The sequence below is a fragment of the Vibrio mediterranei genome (genome assembly GCF_900088415.1).
GTDB lineage: Bacteria > Pseudomonadota > Gammaproteobacteria > Enterobacterales > Vibrionaceae > Vibrio > Vibrio mediterranei.
Window position 1 is genome coordinate 816,788 of the sequence record NZ_FLLQ01000001.1, and the last position, 17,460, is coordinate 834,247.

A 17,460-nucleotide genomic window follows, 5' to 3' on the forward strand; every position below is an offset into this window, starting at 1 on the left:
AAACAGAGTCTAGAGGCTAAATGCTGGACTCTGTTTCTTCACAGCCTAAAGTCATGGATTTGAGCTCTAAACCACCATTGAATAAAAAACCATGATAAGTCGCTTTGACGAGTTGATAATCTAACTTTGGTGAAAACCAATACGTTACGGTTTCCGCACCTGTTTGCTCTACTTGGATCACCTCAAGCTCGCCCCACGGCTCAACCGTCATTCGCTGCGAGGCCATTACTTGGTATTGATACGGTTCGGGGCCGTCAGAAGCTTGCCTAGTTAACGTGAAGCTACTAAGCCCTTGTTTGACCCATTCTCTAAGTTGAAGAGAAAGCGTATCCATATCACGAAGCGGTTCGGCTGGATTATCGTAGGAAGTTAGTTCACCATTGAGGTTCACTTCACTTTGAAGACCACTTTCAGAAAAGCTAACCAACATATCCCGACTTCGAAATCCAGATACCTTTTGATGAAAGGTTTGAGTAAGGAAAGTGTTATTTCGGTAAACAAACTGAGCCTTCTGATGATACTTAGTACCAATGCCTAATATACTGGCGCGACTATAAGACTCGACACTCCCTTGGTGCCCATCAAACGTCTCATAGCGCTGCATACTGCCTGTTCGAATGCCACTAAAATAAATCGCATAGTCAAAGCTATTTCGGCACAGTGCACTATTATCATGCGATTTCATTGCTTCAGCACTGACGGCGGCAGAGGTTAGCAGCACACCAAATCCAGCGAGGTGATTCAACGCTTTTGTTAACTTAACAACCATTAAAACGCCTCATTCACATTCAAATAGAAATGCGTTTCATGCTTACCTTTACCTATGTCTGCACGCAGGTTGATTCGGTCTTTAATTCTGACTCTAAAACCAGTTCCAACAGAGGCAAGTACATCTTGGTTCAACTCATGAATACTAGGTGCTACACTACCGGCCGCGCCCCAGAATACCACACCGTAACGTTGAAAAACGGGTAATCGGTATTCGACTTGTCCCATCGCCATTTGCTTGTCTCGATATCGACCTCGAATATAACCGCGCATCGCACTTGAACCTCCAAGATCAGGCAATGCATACCATGGAACATCACCGCTGCTGAACTGACCTTGCAGCTGCCAAGCCAAAAGGCCAGGCATTGGAGAGAGATCAATATAATTGTTGAGTTCAACGCCATAACGTCCATATTGCTCATTATTATCAGAACGATGAAACAAAGCCGCATCGACTTCAAATAACCAGCCCTCTGAGGCATTTAGACGATAATCACGCGAATCATAACTACTAAGAAGACGAATACCGGAACTGGTACTACTCGGCAAAGTTAAAGAAGTCGGCCCAGCTTCACTTTCTATGTTTTCTGCTTTAGCGTGTGTAACCTCTGCCCCTATACCCACAAAATAATTATCAGCTAGTGCGGTCATCCATGTCGGTTTGAAAGATACCAGCACTTCATCAAAATCATTTTTATTATTCTCGTTATCTCCGGCGGCACTACCTATCCCATAATAAACTGCCGCTTCATTATGCAGCTCCAATTCCAAATTTAGACGTTGCTGACCTTGGTTAAAGTAGGTCATGTTTTCCGCACTGATGCCATAAGACTGGTTCATTGACGCATAAGTGTTAACAACTAGGGAAGAAGGCTGTTCTTGTTCTGTCGCCTTATCAGTTTTATATAAACCCACAAGTAGCAGCCCCACTCCGAATTGCTTTTCAGGCGTATAGTAGGCGGTCGGAATATAGCTCATGTCTATTGTTTTTGAGCGATCAAAATCTGCATCAGCACCGAATATATCCAGAACATCGTCCACGATATTGGGCTGGTAATCGTTAGGAGTAGCAATAAGAGGTTCAACAGCGAATGCAACTGGAGAGAAACCGGCGAGCAACACGCTTAACCGACACACGGTTCCTTGTGCAAATTTAAACATCATGTTTATGAAATCGTTGGAGAAAAACGACAGTATACGGCAAGGGATGCTTGGGGGGAATAGAATTAAAATCAACGACCTACTAACAGCCTAGTACTAAGGGTTTCTTTCTCATTTAACACCGATTTGGATTTAGCGTAATTTTTATTGACACTGAGTGACATGATGCTGTTTTAACCACTGGTTAATCTAGGCCTTAGTTAAATGAATCAAGACTTTACCTTTAACAGAGGCCAGACATGAAATATCAAGATCGTTTAGAAGAAACCGTGAACCATCTCGGCATGGTATTAGCAGAGCAAAAGCAGTTACTTGAAGAGCACAAAGCAACCATGAACTACGCCGAGCGTCTTGAGAATATTCTCACTCCAACAGACACACTCACGACTAAAGGCGACGATCTGTTAATTGGAGGCTGCAAAGCAAACGATCTTATTGAACAGTATGGCAGCCCGCTATTTGTGCTGAGTGAAGATACACTGCGTGGTAACCTGCGTCGTGTTAAAGCAGCGTTTGGGAGTTACTGGCCGAAACCCGTCAACGTTATGTTCGCGATCAAGTCGAATACGAACTTCGCGGTACGTGCTATTTGTAATGAAGAAGGTGTTGGCGGTGATTGCTTTGGTCCAGGTGAAGTAGAAGCGACTCATATTGCTGGAGCAGATCCGAAAACGATCGCTCTCAACGGCACCGTGAAGCCTGAGCTAGCAATTCGCAAAGCGATTGAGTACGGCTATGCCATTCACCTAGACTCTTATGAAGAAATCGAAATAGTTGAACGTATCGCCCGTGAAGTAAAACCTGAGGACAAAGTAAGAATTGCTGTTCGTCTCAAGGTTCTACCAGACGACTTCTTCGACAACTTCACACCAGATGCCTACCCATTCCCTGACTTCAAAGGTGCAATGAAGTGGATCAAGTTTGGTTTATTGCGTGAAGAAGCGAAGAAAATCGTTAACCGCGTAAAAGAGATCGATATATTTGAATTCTACGGCTTCCACACTCACCTAGGTCGTTTCTCTAAAGATCCAGCAGGCTGGGATGCGTTGTATCGCCAATACGCTAAAGATGTGATTGAAATTTCTCGTGCTTGTGATGTTCAACCATTCCAAGTCGACCTTGGCGGCGGTTGGCCACGTGAACGTGAGCCTGAATGTCGTAGCAAAGAGCACATGATGAACGCCAATACCATTGAAGACTACGCAAAAGTGGTTTGCGCGGGCATGTTGGACGAATTCAACCGTGCTGGTTTTGACATCCCTCAGTTGTGGTTAGAACCGGGCCGCTATATTGCAGGTAACATAGGTACGCTTCTCACATCAGTTTATGTCGTTAAAGACGATCAAGAAATGGACTACACCTACACTATGGTAGATGCGTCTACTTACCTAGCGACCTTGGTGGAATCTCAGGAGTCTAAAAACCCTGTCCTTCCAGCGAATAAAATGACACAGCCAGTGGTAGCAAAAACCACTGAAATTGCAGGGCCAATCTGCATCCCTTCAATCTGGGAAAGTGGAGCCACCATGCCTGAACTGCAACCAAAAGATGTACTGGCGATTATGGATGTAGGCCACTACGCTGAGTCTCAGGCCAGCCAATTTAACTCGTTACCGCGCCCGGCTACAGTACTGGTTAAGGATGGTCAATCTGAACTAATCAAGCGCGCAGAAACCGTAGAAGATGTGTTTGCAACTCAGATACTTCCAGAACGTTTTATCAAAGCAAAAGCGGAACTCGAAAAAGCCAGAACACCAGTGAAAAAGCCAGCACGTAAAGCTGCGACGAAGAAGCCAGCAGCCAAAACAGCTGCTAAAAAGCCCGCTGCCAAAAAGCCTGCGGCTCGCAGAGTGTCTCGTCGAAGCGCCGACAAAATATAGAGTAACGTAGAACGAAAAAGCTCCTCGCCACTGGTAGGAGCTTTTTTGCCTTAAGCTTATTTGGAGTAGATATGCCTAAACGTGAGATTAATCCTCGGTTCAACATGGCGGGCTGTTTTCGGTACCGTATGTAACCAATGGTGCTGTGTATCACCAGCCATCACTAATAGACTTCCACTGGGTAAATCTAGCGTTATCTTTTGCTTGGTTTCTCGATGTTTAAGCGCAAATCGGCGGGTGCCACCAAAGCTCAACGATGCGATCACTGGAGAGTTGCCAAGTTCTGGTTCGTTATCGCTATGCCAACCATTCGAGTCTTGTCCTGTTCGATACAGATTAGCTAAAACCGAATTAAACGGTGCTTCAGAAGCCAACTCACATCGCCGTCTTAAGTCTTCGAGATGCGGTGTCCAAGGTAGCGGATCCAACGTTAAATTGGAGTATTGATAACTCGCATCACCATACCATGCTTGCAACCTTGGTATCGTCACCCATTTACCAAACATCATGATCTTATCTTCACGCCATTGCAGCTCGCTGTCTAACAGACGAAACCACTCTAATGATTCGAACACGTCAATAAAATCAGGAATCCACAGTAGTTTACCGCCCGGTATTTCAGTCCAACTTCCTCGTGCTAATTCCATAACTAAAACCCGATGATTTATCCATCTGTAGGAATCAATACTTTATCGAAGAGACCGAGTTTTTCCAATGTTCGACATATCATTTCTCGTTCAATTAAGTAACGTTCTAATAAGTCTAAGTTACTCTATCGTTAGCCACATGAGCTTCTCACCACCAATTTGGGTGGGAACACCACGCTTTTGTATGGCTGTTTGTCGCCCTCCATGCGAGACAGAATGATCTCTCCCGCCGCACGGCCAATTTCTCGTGCTGAAACAGAGATGGAAGTCAGCGCTGGATTAGTATCCGCGGATTCTGCTACGTCATCAAAACCCACAACCGCAATGTCTTTGCCTACGGTTTTACCGAGATCTTTAATGGCTCGCATTACGCCAAAAGCAACAATGTCTTGGTAGCCAATAATAGCGGTAATTTCAGGGTGCTGATCCAGTAACTCCCTCGTTACCTTAGCACCCTCAGAACGACTCGCTGAACAGCTTCGAATGTATCGTTCATTGAACGGAATCCCATGTTCCATCAACTTCGACATATAACCCCCGAGACGATGGGATCGCGTCTTCGAGATCTCCAGTCCACCAACGAACGCAATGTGTTTGTGACCTTTTTTGATAAGGTGCTCCGTTGCCAACTGTAAGCCCATGAAGTTATTGGTACCAACGAAATCAAATTGATCTTCTCCAATAGGTCGAACAGCCAACACTATTGGGAAACCACGACTTTGTACTGTCTCCAAAAAGTCCAAGTTAGTTTCCATCGCAGGGCACATCACTACACCACCAGCGTTCTGGCTCAGCAATGAATCGATGAATTTGCTTTGACGCTCAACGCTCTCTTCAGCATTGGCGAGAAACAGTAGCGAATCTTGCTCTTCAAGATAATGGCTAAGTCCTGCGATCATTTCAGAGAAAAAAGGGTTGGTAATATCAGGTGTGACGAGCCCCACTAGATTACTGCGCTTATGTCGCAAGTTAGCCGCTGCTTGATTGTAAACATAACCAAGCTCCTTAACCGCCTCTAAAACCCGCTCACGAGTAGTCGCCGAGATTCGCCCTTTGTTAGTCAATACCATGGACACGGTCGCGGTGGAAACACCGCAATACTTAGCCACGTCCGCAATGGTTGCTTTGGCCATGTTGAACTCCAGTAAATGAAATTAGCACCAGTTATAGCGACTTTCTTTTCTGATTAAAACAAGGTTAATCGATTAACCTAATCAACTGTCATTTATCGTCATGATTATGTGATTAACTACAAAATTGCCTTGCTAATTATTGGTTAACAACTGCTAAATGAGTGGTTAAACGTGTTAACCAGTTTGTTAGTTGATTAACTGAGTGATTAGACTGTAGTCAAATGATTAACTTAAGGTGATGTATGAAGTACCTATCTGGTCAATCCAATTATGACAAGTTTCCAAAGGTAGAAGTGAAGGGCTTTGACCAAGCTGCCGTTCGCGGTTGGGACAGTATCGTTGACACAATTGAACAACGCATTCAGGGCCAAGATAAACATATTTTGGTGATCGACACCTATCATGGTGTCAATCACAATGAACTCCTCGACCAGCTTGTAGCACCGCTCTCCCCCGCTCTTGTGGTGTCAATGGACGATGCGAAATACTCCGAAGAACACATCTTCGCCATGCTAGAACGCAACATTACCGATGACCGAGTATTTGGCGTCATTGCACCACACAAGCTGGACGAGTTTTTTGATAGCGAGAAGCTACAAGGGCTAAAACAAACCGTTCGCGATGCGAGCTCTGGTTTGATCGTTGTTATTGGCCATGGCGCTAGACTGGTCGTCGATGGTGATACCTTTGTTTACGCCGATTTAGCCCGTTGGGAAATTCAGCAACGCTTCCGCCGTGGCGAACTTGGCAACTGGGGAGCAGGAAACTACAACGAAGACATCCTACGTAAATACAAGCGTTCATTCTTTATTGAATGGCGGGTCTTCGACCGCTATAAAACCAAGCTGTTGTCAGATGTTGATTTTCTCTTAGACACTAACACCGCTTTTGACCCCAAAATGGTTTCGGGCGCAGCGTTCAACGCAGGCTTACAGCAAGCGACAACTCAACCATTTAGACTGGTACCTTTCTTTGACCCTGGAGTCTGGGGCGGTCAATGGATGAAAGAAGTCTGCGACCTCGACCAAGACAAACCCAACTATGCATGGTGTTTTGACTGCGTTCCTGAAGAAAACAGCCTACTGCTTAAGTACGGTGACGTTGTTGTCGAGATTCCATCGCAAGACTTGGTATTAACACAACCGCGCGCTCTCTTAGGCGACAGTGTTCACGCGCGCTTTGGCGCCGAGTTCCCAATTCGATTCGACTTCCTCGATACCATGCAAGGTCAGCATCTAAGCCTGCAAGTACATCCTCTAACAGAGTACATTCAGAACGAATTTGGGATGCACTATACCCAGGACGAAAGCTATTACATGTTAGACGCTGGAGAAAAAGCCAGTGTGTACCTTGGTACTAAGTCTGGCATCAACCCAGATGAAATGATGGATGATTTATATGCAGCGCAGCGCGGCGAAAAGTCATTCGATGATGAGCGCTTTATCAATCAATTCCCAGCGAAAAAGCACGACCATTTCTTAATCCCCGCGGGCACTATTCACTGCTCAGGCTCCGACTCTATGGTGCTTGAAATCAGTGCAACCCCATACATCTTCACTTTCAAACTGTGGGATTGGGATCGTCTAGGGCTTGATGGCCTGCCACGACCAGTGCATTTGGATCACGGTAAAGAAGTCATTCAATGGGAACGCAACACGGAATGGTGTAAGGAGCATCTAGTTAACGCCATTACGCCAATCGCAGAAGGTGAAGGCTGGAGAGAAGAAAAAACAGGCCTGCATGAGCGTGAGTTTATCGAGACTCGACGCCACTGGTTCAGCAAACCCGTTCTTCATAAAACTGAGGGAACCGTCAATGTTCTGAACTTAGTCGAAGGTAAAGAGGCAATTATCTTGAGTCCAGACAATAAATTTGAGCCATTTGTTGTTCATTATGCCGAAACCTTCGTTATCCCAGCTCACATAGACGCTTATGTCATCCAACCATATGGCGAAAGCGAAGGACAAGAAATTGCCACTATTAAAGCGTTCGTAAGAGGTTAATCATGCTCCATTTTATCGTAGCCAGTCACGGTCCATTAGCCACTGCACTTATCAGCAGTGCCAACATGGTATTTGGCGAACTTAGTAACACGACTGCGATCTGTCTCACCGAAGAGGGAGGCATCGAGCAATTTAAACAAGATTTCCACCGTGAAATCACTGCGATAGCGCCCAATGTCGACGGCATTGTTGTGCTATGCGATTTGGAATGCGGCACGCCTTACAACGTTGCTTGCACTTACGCATTCAACCCAGATTTCAATCCAAAGGTTGAAGTCGTTACAGGGGTGAATTTCCCAACACTTTTAATGACGGCAGACTATGTTGAAGAGAAGGACGCTTCATACGTTGCAACGACCTTGCAGCAAGAAGCGCTAAAAACGGTTGTCGTTGCCAAGCCAGTAGAGCTGGCACAAGAAGACGATTTTTAAGGAGAAACACTATGGCTATTTCATTTGTGCGTATCGACGACCGCGTTATTCATGGACAGTTAATGACTCGTTGGGCGAAAGAACTTCCTTGTGATGGCATCGTAGCCATTGACGATGCTGTTGCAGCTGACCCATTGCTATCACAAGTCATGAAAGGCGCTGTAACCGACGTTAAAGTTTGGCTATTTGACACGGCGACCGCCGTCAGCAAGCTACCGAAGGTGATCGCCAGCGACAAGAAGTATTTCGTCATCGCGAAATCTCCAGTCACGCTGCGCCGCATTCGCGAAGCGGGTATTAGCCTTGAAAATCTCAATAACAAAATCAACGTTGGCCCAATGAGCGCTAGAGAAGGCACAACGACAATTGGCGGCAACCAATGCGTCAACCAAGAAGAAATCTCTGCATTTAACTACCTCTCAGAAGACGGTCACCACATCGACTTCAGATTGGTTCCTGATGCCAGTTCCTACACCTGGCAAGATGCACTGCAAAAACTGAAATAACAACAAGACAACCTCCACTTTTGACGCGACTTTTCGCGGCAAAAGTGGAGCGACTAATACGTGAGCTAAAGGATGACATTATGTTTATAGAAGCAGTATTTATCGGGATACTCTGCTATCTCGGTGCCCTCTCCACCCCCTGGTTACTTGGATTAACAGGTGGTTGGTACACAATCACTCGACCACTAGTGTCCGGTATGTTGGTGGGTATCATCTTAGGTGATATTCAAACTGGCATCATGGTTGGTGTGGCAGTACAAGCCGTTTACATCGCAATGGTAACACCTGGCGGCTCCATGCCAGCCGACCTTAACTTCGTCGCCTACCCTGCTGTCGCGCTAGGCATCATGTCTGGACAGGGCGTGGAAGTCGCTGTTGCTATCGCCGCAACCATCGGTATCGCAGGCACCATCATCTTCAACTTTATGATGGTTATTAACTCCTACTGGAACCATAAAGCGGATTTAGCCATAGAAGCTGGTGATGAGAAAGGCGTGTACATGAACTCCGCCATTTATCCGCAGGTCACCAACTTCTTAATGCGCTTTATTCCGACCTTTATTGCGGTTTACTTCGGTAACCAATACATCGAAGGGTTTATGGCTAGCCTCCCGGATATGGTGATTAACACTATGACGGTTCTAGGTGGCATCTTACCTGCTGTTGGTATCGCAATTCTGTTAAAGCAGATTATCAAAGAGTCTACGATGCTGATTTATTTCTTAGTCGGTTTCGTTGGCATCGTATTCCTAAACCTCAACATGGTGGGTTTGGTAATGATTGGCGCACTATTCGCTCTACTTCATTACAACTACAAACCAGAACCACAAACAGCTAACGCTGCGCCAGTTCAACAGGCTGATGATGACGAGGATGAATTCTAATGACTGTACAACACAACAAAATTGGTACTGAGATCGAACCAAAGGTCGCACTCGACAAAAAAGATCTTAAGAAATGTTGGCGTGCATGGATGATGTACAACCTATCATCGATGAGTTTTGAACGCTTGGAATCGTTTGGCTTCTGTCTCGGTATGATGCCTGCTTTGAAAAAGCTCTACCCGAATCAAGAAGATCGAAAAGAAGCAATGAAACGTCATGCTTCCTTCTATAACACCGAACCGCAGTTGGGCGCTATCATCAATGGTATGGCTGTGGGTATGGAAGAGAAGAAAGCCAACGGCGAGCCTATTGACGGTGAGACCATCAATACACTCAAAGTCGGTTTGATGGGACCAGTTGCCGGTATTGGCGATTCCATGATTCCGGGTATGTTAGTACCTATCTTACTCAGTATTGGTATGGCACTAGCCGCTGGCGGTAGCATGCTAGGCCCGATCTTCTACATCGTGGCATTCAACGCCATCGCTATCATCGGCTCTTACCAGCTGTTTATGAAAGGCTACAAGATGGGTGCAGGCTCCGTTGAGATGCTTGTAAGCCACCGTTCAACCAAGATCCGTGAAGCGTTGTCACTATTAGGTGTCTTCGTCATGGGCGGTGTTGCGGCCAGTTACGTCAACCTAGGCACTGGTCTTGAGTTTGCAACCAAAGACGGCGTCGACATTAACGTACAAATGATGCTCGATGGAATCTTCCCTAAACTACTACCATTAGTTGTCGTTTTAGGCACGTGGTTTGCGATGGCGAAAAAAGGCCTTAGCCCAGTAAAAGCAATGCTTTCATTAGTGGTTATCTCTTTCATCGGTGTCGCTATCGGTCTCTTCTAATTTTTCAATACTTAGGGCGCTCATTGAGTGCCCTATTCTTTGGAGCAAACCATGGACTCCCTAACCTTTCAAATTGCTCGTTGCCAACACTGGCTCACCCAGCATGCCCTACCTCGGTGGCAAAAAGCACAATCCCATCAAAACGGGATTTTTGCCGAAGGCTTACTTTCCGACGGACAAGAGTTTAGTGACAGTTTACTAAGATTTCGCGTACAACCACGCCAGGTTTACGTCTTCGCGCACGCCACTGAGCTCAATCTAATCGACGGTCGCAATCAAGTTTTAGCGGCCATTGAACGAGGATTCGCACACTTTGGCTCACCATCATCCGGTTATCATTTCGCGCTGTGTAAAAGCAATGACAGTGAGAGTGAGGCGATCAACCTATACGAACAAGCTTTCGCCCTTCTTGGGTTTGCTTGGCATTACAAACTAGCGGCGGATGAAAGTGCACTAGCCTCAATGGAAGCCATTTATCAATACATCTCAACGCACCTTTGGGATACAGAACAAGGTGGTTTCTTTCTGACTGAAGGCAACGCGGTCAACAAAGGGCAAAACCCCCACATGCATTTGTTCGAAGCGTTAGTGGTCAGCTATGAGCATACCGACAACCCCATTTGGCTAGAGCGAGCAACACAAATCTATCAGTTGTTCCAAACTCATTTTATGCAAAGTGACCATTTAGCCGAGTTCTTTCAGGCCGATTTCTCACTTGACGTGGAAACAGGTACCCATATTGACCCTGGTCATCATTATGAATGGATCTGGTTACTCAGCCATTATCAGAAACTGACTGGCGTTGACGTCCAAAAAAACATCGACGTGTTGTACCACTTTGCACAGCAATATGGGCACAACGACAATGGTCTTGTTAGAGACGAGATATACGCCAACGGCAAGCCGTTGCGCTCAACATCACGCCTTTGGTGTCAAACCGAGTACTTAAAAGCCTGTATTGCACTTTGGGAAAGAGACCCTAGCGAAACTCGCAGAGCCGCAGTCAGTCAAGCAGTGGAACACATCTTCGTTCATTACTTGAATCCAGCGTTGCCAGGGTTATGGGTCGATCAAGTAGATAGCACGGGTGAACCGTTAAATGAACACTCTCCAGCGAGCAGTTTTTATCATCTATTTCTAGCCTTTTCTGAATTACTCAGAATTGCCAATAAGGATTAACATGCATTTATCTATTCCTCCTAGCATTAATTACTTAACTGGTCATATTGATGCAGAAAACGTCGTCTGCAAAGAAACTACACTTGGCTCACTTGAAGGTGTATTTGCTGACGAAACCCAACGTGCCGCAAGTGCACAGCACCAAATTATCTACCAAGTAGAAATGCTACCTGCCCAGGATGCAGAAGGAGAACTAAACTTTGGTGTTTCGCATATTGAGCCCGGTTCTGTAGGTGATGAGTTCCACATGACGAGAGGTCACATCCACCAACGTAAAGAGCAAGCAGAGTTCTATTTCGGCTCGCAGGGTGAGGGTTTATTACTCATGCAAACAGAGCAAGGAGAAGTGTCGATTGAGAAAGTGTTCCCAGGCAGCGTGCATCATATTCCAGGCTTTGTCGCCCATCGATTGATCAATACAGGTAACACGCGATTATCTGCACTTGCTGTTTGGCCTGCCATAGCAGGACATAACTATGATTTTCTAAATGAGGTGGGGTTTAAAGTACGGGTACTAAAAAGTAATGACGGATACCAAATAGTTTCTGAGGAAGAGCAGCAAACCGTTTAACGATAGTGCAAATCCCTTGCACTCATCATTGTTGATATTACGCGTTATCTTCAACCACATAACCCGCATACTCGCGCCACTCAGGAATATCACGAGGGTCACCGAACTGACGGAAGAATCGGACTGAACTTTGTGGCGCTTTACAATCAAGTTGATCTTGGCAGAAATTCGTCAGCTTATAATGGCTTTGATACCCCTCTGCCCATGCATCATACGCAAGGTGTGATTGTTTCCAGAAAACGTGGTCAACTTGACCTTTTGTCGCAAGGAATGGGTAACTTGGCTTTACCTGCTGCGTAGCGTAGACCGCGTGCCCAATAAGATTGAGTAACTTAGAAATACAATCGGCACCAATGTCTTCGATAGTCAGCGTCTTAATTTTATCAATGTCGTCTCCAACGATAGAGGCAACGCGATTAATAATGAACTCCATATCAATAAGTGGTTGAAGCTCATAAGCAAGCCAATTAAGACGTTCGCCTATTTCGTCTAAATACTCCTGACGCGTAAACTGCCCTTCTCTTACCGCTTTCGCATACTGAGCAACGTTAGGATTTTTACGAGCCAAATATTCCTGAAGTTCCGGGTAGTCGGTCAATGAAGCATGGTTTTTTGAAAGGACTTCTAGCAGAGCTTCCTGGTTCACTAATAGCTTACCTAGCTCATTTTTGGCGTTTTCGTTCATTTTCAATCTCACTTATGATTCGTTGATTATCTTATGGCCGCAATCATACGTTTTCAATCTCTTTTCAGTCTAATTCTATAGCTTTAGTAAAGAGTAGTAATAGAAAAAACAAAGCCCAGCATACACTGTTGCTGGGCTTAGGTATGCGAGCATTAACTAAGTTCGATGAGTTCGTTACTAGAAGGTGAACCAGAGAAGAACGCTTGGATGTTGTTCAATGTGGTATCAGCGATATTGTCCAACGCTTCATGGGTTAAGAAGGCTTGATGGCCAGTAAACAGTACATTGTGGCAGGCTGACAGACGTCTAAATACATCATCAACGATGACATCATTAGACTTATCTTGGAAGAACAGATCTTTCTCGTTGTCGTAAACATCAAGACCAAGTGAGCCTATCTTTCCAGACTTCAGTGCTTCAATAGCTGCAGAGGAATCCAACAATTCGCCTCGGCTGGTATTAATGATCATAACCCCATCCTTCATCAAGCTAAATGCCTGCTCGTTGAGTAGATGATAGTTGTCTTTGGTCATTGGGCAGTGCAAAGAAATAATATCACTGATACGGAATAACTCTTCCTTACTACAGTAGGTTGCTCCTAATTCTAACGCTTGTGGGTTTTCGTAAGGATCGAAACACACCAACTTCATACCAAATCCTTTGAGGATTCGCATGGTCGCTACACCGATTTTTCCAGTGCCGACAATTCCTGCTGTTTTACCGTGGAGATTAAAACCCACTAAGCCGTCTAATGAGAAATTGGCGTCACGTGTGCGCTGATAAGCCTTATGAAAGCGACGGTTTAGGCACATCATCAAACCTACGGCGTGCTCAGCTACTGCTTCTGGCGAGTACGCTGGAACACGAACTACCTGCAAACCTAGCGCCTTTGCCGCATCTAAGTCCACTTTATCGAACCCAGCACAACGCATCGCAATAAGTTTTACTCCCTCTTGTTGGAGCTTAATCAGCACTTGCTTCGATAAGTCATCATTGACAAAAGCGCACACCACATCACATCCAGCTGCCATCTTGGCCGTTTTTTCGGTCAACCTGAAATCATGAAAATGCATTTCATTGCCAAAGCGTTGGTTCACATTTGAAAATGATTCCTGGTCGTAAGATTTAGAGCTGAAAAAAGCAATCGAAGTCATACTCACTCTCCCATCGATTATTGTATATCGGTTAGCATACGCCGACTTTTAAGCAATTACACATGACAAAAAGTATGGTTAAACTGTTGATGAATTAATAAGTTATGGCTGTAACGTCTATAAAACTCATCAATTTTCTAATACCTCTATCATTTGAATCCCCAACTTAGTTTTAAAATTGACAACTAAGTCAATATTTTGACTCTTCGATAAGTTTTTTGATTGCATATCACTGCTTGAGATCCTAGTATTTCGCGAACACCATTCCAAAAAATAATAGGTGTGAAGTAACAAATGTCAGGAATAACAGGCAGTGACGCAAACAAATAATAAAAAAACACTCTCCAACACAACTCAAAAAAGTACACAAACACTAAATAGTACGGATGCTTTAGCCATGATAGAGCATGGCGGGGATGTGACGCTTACAGTGACCACTCCCGTTGGCACCTCATTTCGTAGTGCGACTAAATTCATTGGTGCTCACTCCGATCATCGCATTCTGTTAGAAATCCCCAATATCGATGAAAGTGACCTTAAGTACTTTTTTCAAGAAGGCTTTTGGTTAATCGTTCGTGCTATCTCTCAACGTGGAGAAGGTGGTGTGGTTCAGTTCCGCTCCCAACTGTTGCATATCGTTGATGAGCCGCTATCACTAATCATCCTGTCGATTCCCCAATCCATGCAGGTGACCAATCTCCGCAAGGAGCCACGATATGAGGTAAATTTGGGCGCACGTCTTTGTACTGGTGATACACAAGTTCGTTGTGAACTTCGTGACATGTCAAAAAGTGGATGCCGATTTATCTTACCAGCTCTTGGGAAGAGCTTGGTCGTTGGACAGGAAGTCGCCCTCAAAGTCGCCGCAGGTGGAGACAAAGACCGCTTCTTTCCTGCGCTATCAGGTTTAATTTGTAATCAGCAAAAGTCCAGCCACTACACTGGTTACGGAATAAAGTTTGATGAAGAAGGAGAGAAGAACGCAAAAGAGCTGCTCTCTCACTTAAAATTTGATGGTACTAAACTCAAACTACGCGCCTAAAAAAGCCAAGTGATAACACTTGGCTTTCTCTCCCGTGAGGGGCTAACTACTTTCTAAGTGCGTTGAGCCTTGCTTGTGCGATGCCATAAACAGTATCTATAGGATAGCTGCCTTCCAATGACGGTGTGCCCGCCTCTTTTCCGGTAAACAGTTCTATCGCTTCTGTCACATGATCAATCGCCCAAATATTAAATTCACCCTTATCAACCGCTTTAACGATATCAGGTCTTAGCATTAGGTTATGAACGTTTGAACGAGGAATAATGACGCCTTGTTCAGAGGTTCTACCTTTAATGGCACAGACATCGAAGAAGCCTTCGATCTTCTCATTCACACCACCAATAGGTTGAGATTCACCGAACTGGTTCATCGACCCAGTGATAGCGATGTCTTGTCGATTTGCCTGTCCTGAGAACGCCGATACTACCGCACAAAACTCAGCCATACTCGCACTATCACCATCGACACCACCATACGACTGCTCAAAGGTGATGGTCGTGGTCAGCGGGACTTTAGCCGTCTTACCAAATACCGAAGACAAGTACGCCGTTAAGATCATCACCCCTTTTGAGTGAATACTGCCGCCCAAATCCACACTGCGCTCAATGTCGATAACATCACCATCGCCGTAAGAGGTCGTAGCGGTAATGCGATTAGGTGCGCCAAACATATGATCGCTGGTTGTCAGAACCGAAAGCGCGTTCACTTGCCCAATGGCCGATCCTTGGGTATGAATTAGCGTCGTGCCATTTACAAACCCTTCCATTACATTATCTTGTAAACGATTGACTCGCATCTGTTGGTATTCCAACGCTTGCTCAACGTGCCCAGCTCGGATCAGGTTGGATTTGGCATTACGAGCCACATAGTTTGACTCTCGCAATAGATTCGCAATGTGTGCCGAGTGCAATGACAGTTTGTTTTGATCACCCGATAAACGAGAGCTATGCTCGATGATACGAGCTATCGCTTTACGGTCACAATGCAACATATTGTTGTCATGAACGATACTGGAGATAAAGCGGGCATAATGTAGCTCGGAGTCCGCGCTCCGCTGCATCTCATCTTCGAAATCAGCGGTCACTTTAAACAACTCACTAAATTCCGGATCGTAGTGTTGCAACAATTGGTAGGTACGATAATCACCAAACAAAATGATCTTTACGTCAAGAGGAATTGGCTGCGGATCAAGCGAAACCGTACCAGTCAGAGTGACTTCTTTCTCTAATGAGGTGAAACTTAATTGTCGTGAACGCAAAGCACGCTTCAAACCATCCCAGACATAAGGCTGCTCCAGTACTTTTACCGCATCCATTAACAGTACGCCGCCATTAGCACGATGTAAGCTGCCAGCTCGAATCAATGAGAAATCGGTAAATACTGTGCCTTTGTAAGTCGCCGTCTCGATATAGCCGAATAATGAGTGATAGTTCGGGTTTTCTTCCACAATGATAGGAAAGTCGGAACAAGACTGCTTAACAATCAAGTTTACCTTGTAGCGACGCGGGAACTTCTTATCAAGGGAAGCAGACGCGATTTCGCCCTGCTCACTGCCCTCCTCTAAGAAAATATCAACGTTTTCACAGATGTCCTTTTGCAACTCTGTAAAGTACTTCTTGATTTCAGTGTAACCGTTATACTCTTTCTTAAGCTTTTTAATCAGATGGCTAATAACACCAAGCGTCACTTCTTCATTAAGTTTTTGAATATTGTCGGTATAGGTTTCTTCCCAGTCGGTTAGCTCACGAGCCATTCCACGTAGGCTCACTTCCAACTCATCAATCGTTAAACCAAAGCGCTCCTGTTCATCATCCGGCAATTCTGCAAAACTTTCTTCTGTATGCAGTTCATCCTCGTTCATCGCTACAAATTGGTAGTCACCTTGAGGCGTAATGGTCAGGCTAATACCTTTCTCTTTAGCCTCTTCACTGAGTTTTTGTAACTCTACTTGCTGTTTCTTAGCGAGATCATTTTTAAGCTTATCAGCACGACCAAAGTAAAGTTCATTGTCGAACGCCATAGGTATGGCTTTTACTAGCTTGAGGATAAGTTTTTCAACATCTTTTTTTAGCCTCTCGCCGACACCGCAAGGCAACTTCAACACTTTAGGCGTTCGAGTATCGGCAAAGTTAGCCACATAACACCAGTCATAGAGGTCACTGCTATCATGAGGATGGCGACTTAAATAACGTAAGATCATCGTACGTTTGCCCAGACCATTCTGGCCAATAGCGTAGATGTTGTAGCCTTTCTCTTTAATCGACATCGCAAACTCAACCGCTTTCTGAGCGCGTTCTTGTCCGACGATTTCATCAATTGGTGGAAGTTCTTTGGTGGATTTACAAGGCAGTTTTTCCAGTTCTGCTGCGTGGTATAGCTGTTTTGTTTCTAATCGTTGGATCGCCATAACCAGCTCCTTATCATTTCCTTCTTCACTTCAGTTTAGCCGAATTGGCTTTACAATTTAGTGACTTAGTAAGAAATTACGTTTAAGTGGTCAGTTTTTAGACAAAGCAGTAGTTTATAATAGAAGTGAAAAGTGCCAGAGTAAGGGTGTACTCTGGCACG

The 17,460-nt window shown here is 45.1% G+C and carries 16 protein-coding genes; 9 read left to right on the plus strand and 7 right to left on the minus strand.

Annotated features, from left to right (window positions below):
- Positions 1 to 16: 16 nt before the first annotated feature.
- Positions 17 to 769, minus strand: coding sequence for a hypothetical protein (locus VME0621_RS03640; RefSeq protein WP_062455770.1), 753 nt, complete (start codon positions 767 to 769; stop codon positions 17 to 19).
- Complete coding sequence (locus VME0621_RS03645) at positions 769 to 1,932, minus strand: BamA/TamA family outer membrane protein (RefSeq protein WP_231892901.1); 1,164 nt, start codon at positions 1,930 to 1,932, stop codon at positions 769 to 771. Before VME0621_RS03645 ends, VME0621_RS03640 begins: the two co-directional genes overlap by 1 nt.
- A 236-nt stretch (positions 1,933 to 2,168) precedes the next feature.
- On the opposite strand from VME0621_RS03645, the gene VME0621_RS03650 reads away from it, so the two are divergent.
- A complete protein-coding gene (locus tag VME0621_RS03650; protein ID WP_062455773.1) occupies positions 2,169 to 3,809 on the plus strand; it encodes a diaminopimelate decarboxylase family protein in 1,641 nt (546 codons plus the stop codon).
- A gap of 56 nt (positions 3,810 to 3,865) precedes the next feature.
- On the opposite strand, the gene VME0621_RS03655 is transcribed toward VME0621_RS03650, so the two are convergent.
- Both VME0621_RS03655 and VME0621_RS03660 read right to left on the minus strand, forming a co-directional pair.
- Positions 3,866 to 4,456, minus strand: a complete 591-nt coding sequence (locus VME0621_RS03655; protein ID WP_062455776.1) for an alpha-ketoglutarate-dependent dioxygenase AlkB family protein — start codon at positions 4,454 to 4,456, stop codon at positions 3,866 to 3,868.
- 131 nt (positions 4,457 to 4,587) lie between these two features.
- Positions 4,588 to 5,589: a LacI family DNA-binding transcriptional regulator gene (locus VME0621_RS03660; RefSeq protein ID WP_038226332.1), complete on the minus strand. Its 1,002-nt coding sequence runs from the start codon at positions 5,587 to 5,589 to the stop codon at positions 4,588 to 4,590.
- 242 nt (positions 5,590 to 5,831) lie between these two features.
- On the opposite strand from VME0621_RS03660, the gene VME0621_RS03665 reads away from it, so the two are divergent.
- The 7 genes from VME0621_RS03665 to VME0621_RS03695 all read left to right on the plus strand — a co-directional run bounded on the left by VME0621_RS03665 (position 5,832) and on the right by VME0621_RS03695 (position 12,011).
- Positions 5,832 to 7,592 carry a class I mannose-6-phosphate isomerase gene (locus VME0621_RS03665; RefSeq protein WP_062455779.1) on the plus strand — a complete coding sequence of 587 codons (1,761 nt, stop codon included), beginning with the start codon at positions 5,832 to 5,834 and terminating at the stop codon, positions 7,590 to 7,592.
- A gap of 2 nt (positions 7,593 to 7,594) precedes the next feature.
- Positions 7,595 to 8,023, plus strand: a complete 429-nt coding sequence (locus tag VME0621_RS03670; RefSeq protein ID WP_062455782.1) for a PTS sugar transporter subunit IIA — start codon at positions 7,595 to 7,597, stop codon at positions 8,021 to 8,023.
- Positions 8,024 to 8,034: 11 nt separating this feature from the next.
- Positions 8,035 to 8,529, plus strand: coding sequence for a PTS sugar transporter subunit IIB (locus VME0621_RS03675; RefSeq protein WP_006069164.1), 495 nt, complete (start codon positions 8,035 to 8,037; stop codon positions 8,527 to 8,529).
- Positions 8,530 to 8,609: 80 nt separating this feature from the next.
- Positions 8,610 to 9,413 (plus strand): PTS mannose/fructose/sorbose/N-acetylgalactosamine transporter subunit IIC, encoded by an 804-nt coding sequence (locus VME0621_RS03680; RefSeq protein WP_006069165.1) that lies wholly within the window; start codon positions 8,610 to 8,612, stop codon positions 9,411 to 9,413.
- Positions 9,413 to 10,261, plus strand: a complete 849-nt coding sequence (locus VME0621_RS03685; protein ID WP_006069166.1) for a PTS system mannose/fructose/sorbose family transporter subunit IID — start codon at positions 9,413 to 9,415, stop codon at positions 10,259 to 10,261. The genes VME0621_RS03680 and VME0621_RS03685 overlap by 1 nt, the downstream gene beginning before the upstream one ends.
- Positions 10,262 to 10,312: 51 nt before the next feature.
- The gene (locus VME0621_RS03690; protein WP_062455785.1) at positions 10,313 to 11,440 is read left to right on the plus strand and encodes an AGE family epimerase/isomerase; all 1,128 of its coding nucleotides are present in this window, start codon (positions 10,313 to 10,315) and stop codon (positions 11,438 to 11,440) included.
- A 1-nt stretch (position 11,441) separates the two neighbouring features.
- On the plus strand, positions 11,442 to 12,011 hold the full coding sequence (locus tag VME0621_RS03695; RefSeq protein ID WP_051867914.1) for a glucose-6-phosphate isomerase family protein: 570 nt from the start codon (positions 11,442 to 11,444) through the stop codon (positions 12,009 to 12,011).
- Positions 12,012 to 12,048: 37 nt separating this feature from the next.
- On the opposite strand, the gene VME0621_RS03700 is transcribed toward VME0621_RS03695, so the two are convergent.
- Together VME0621_RS03700 and VME0621_RS03705 are read right to left on the minus strand one after the other, a co-directional pair.
- Positions 12,049 to 12,696, minus strand: a complete 648-nt coding sequence (locus VME0621_RS03700) for a hypothetical protein (protein ID WP_062455787.1) — start codon at positions 12,694 to 12,696, stop codon at positions 12,049 to 12,051.
- Positions 12,697 to 12,848: 152 nt separating this feature from the next.
- Positions 12,849 to 13,850 carry a 2-hydroxyacid dehydrogenase gene (locus VME0621_RS03705; protein WP_062455790.1) on the minus strand — a complete coding sequence of 334 codons (1,002 nt, stop codon included), beginning with the start codon at positions 13,848 to 13,850 and terminating at the stop codon, positions 12,849 to 12,851.
- Between the two features lie 397 nt (positions 13,851 to 14,247).
- Between VME0621_RS03705 and VME0621_RS03710 the strand changes: the two genes are divergently transcribed.
- Entirely contained in the window at positions 14,248 to 14,892 is a 645-nt protein-coding gene (locus VME0621_RS03710; RefSeq protein WP_216613819.1) for a flagellar brake protein, read from the plus strand.
- A gap of 46 nt (positions 14,893 to 14,938) precedes the next feature.
- On the opposite strand, the gene VME0621_RS03715 is transcribed toward VME0621_RS03710, so the two are convergent.
- Entirely contained in the window at positions 14,939 to 17,299 is a 2,361-nt protein-coding gene (locus VME0621_RS03715; RefSeq protein ID WP_038226307.1) for a Lon protease family protein, read from the minus strand.
- Positions 17,300 to 17,460: the final 161 nt, after the last annotated feature.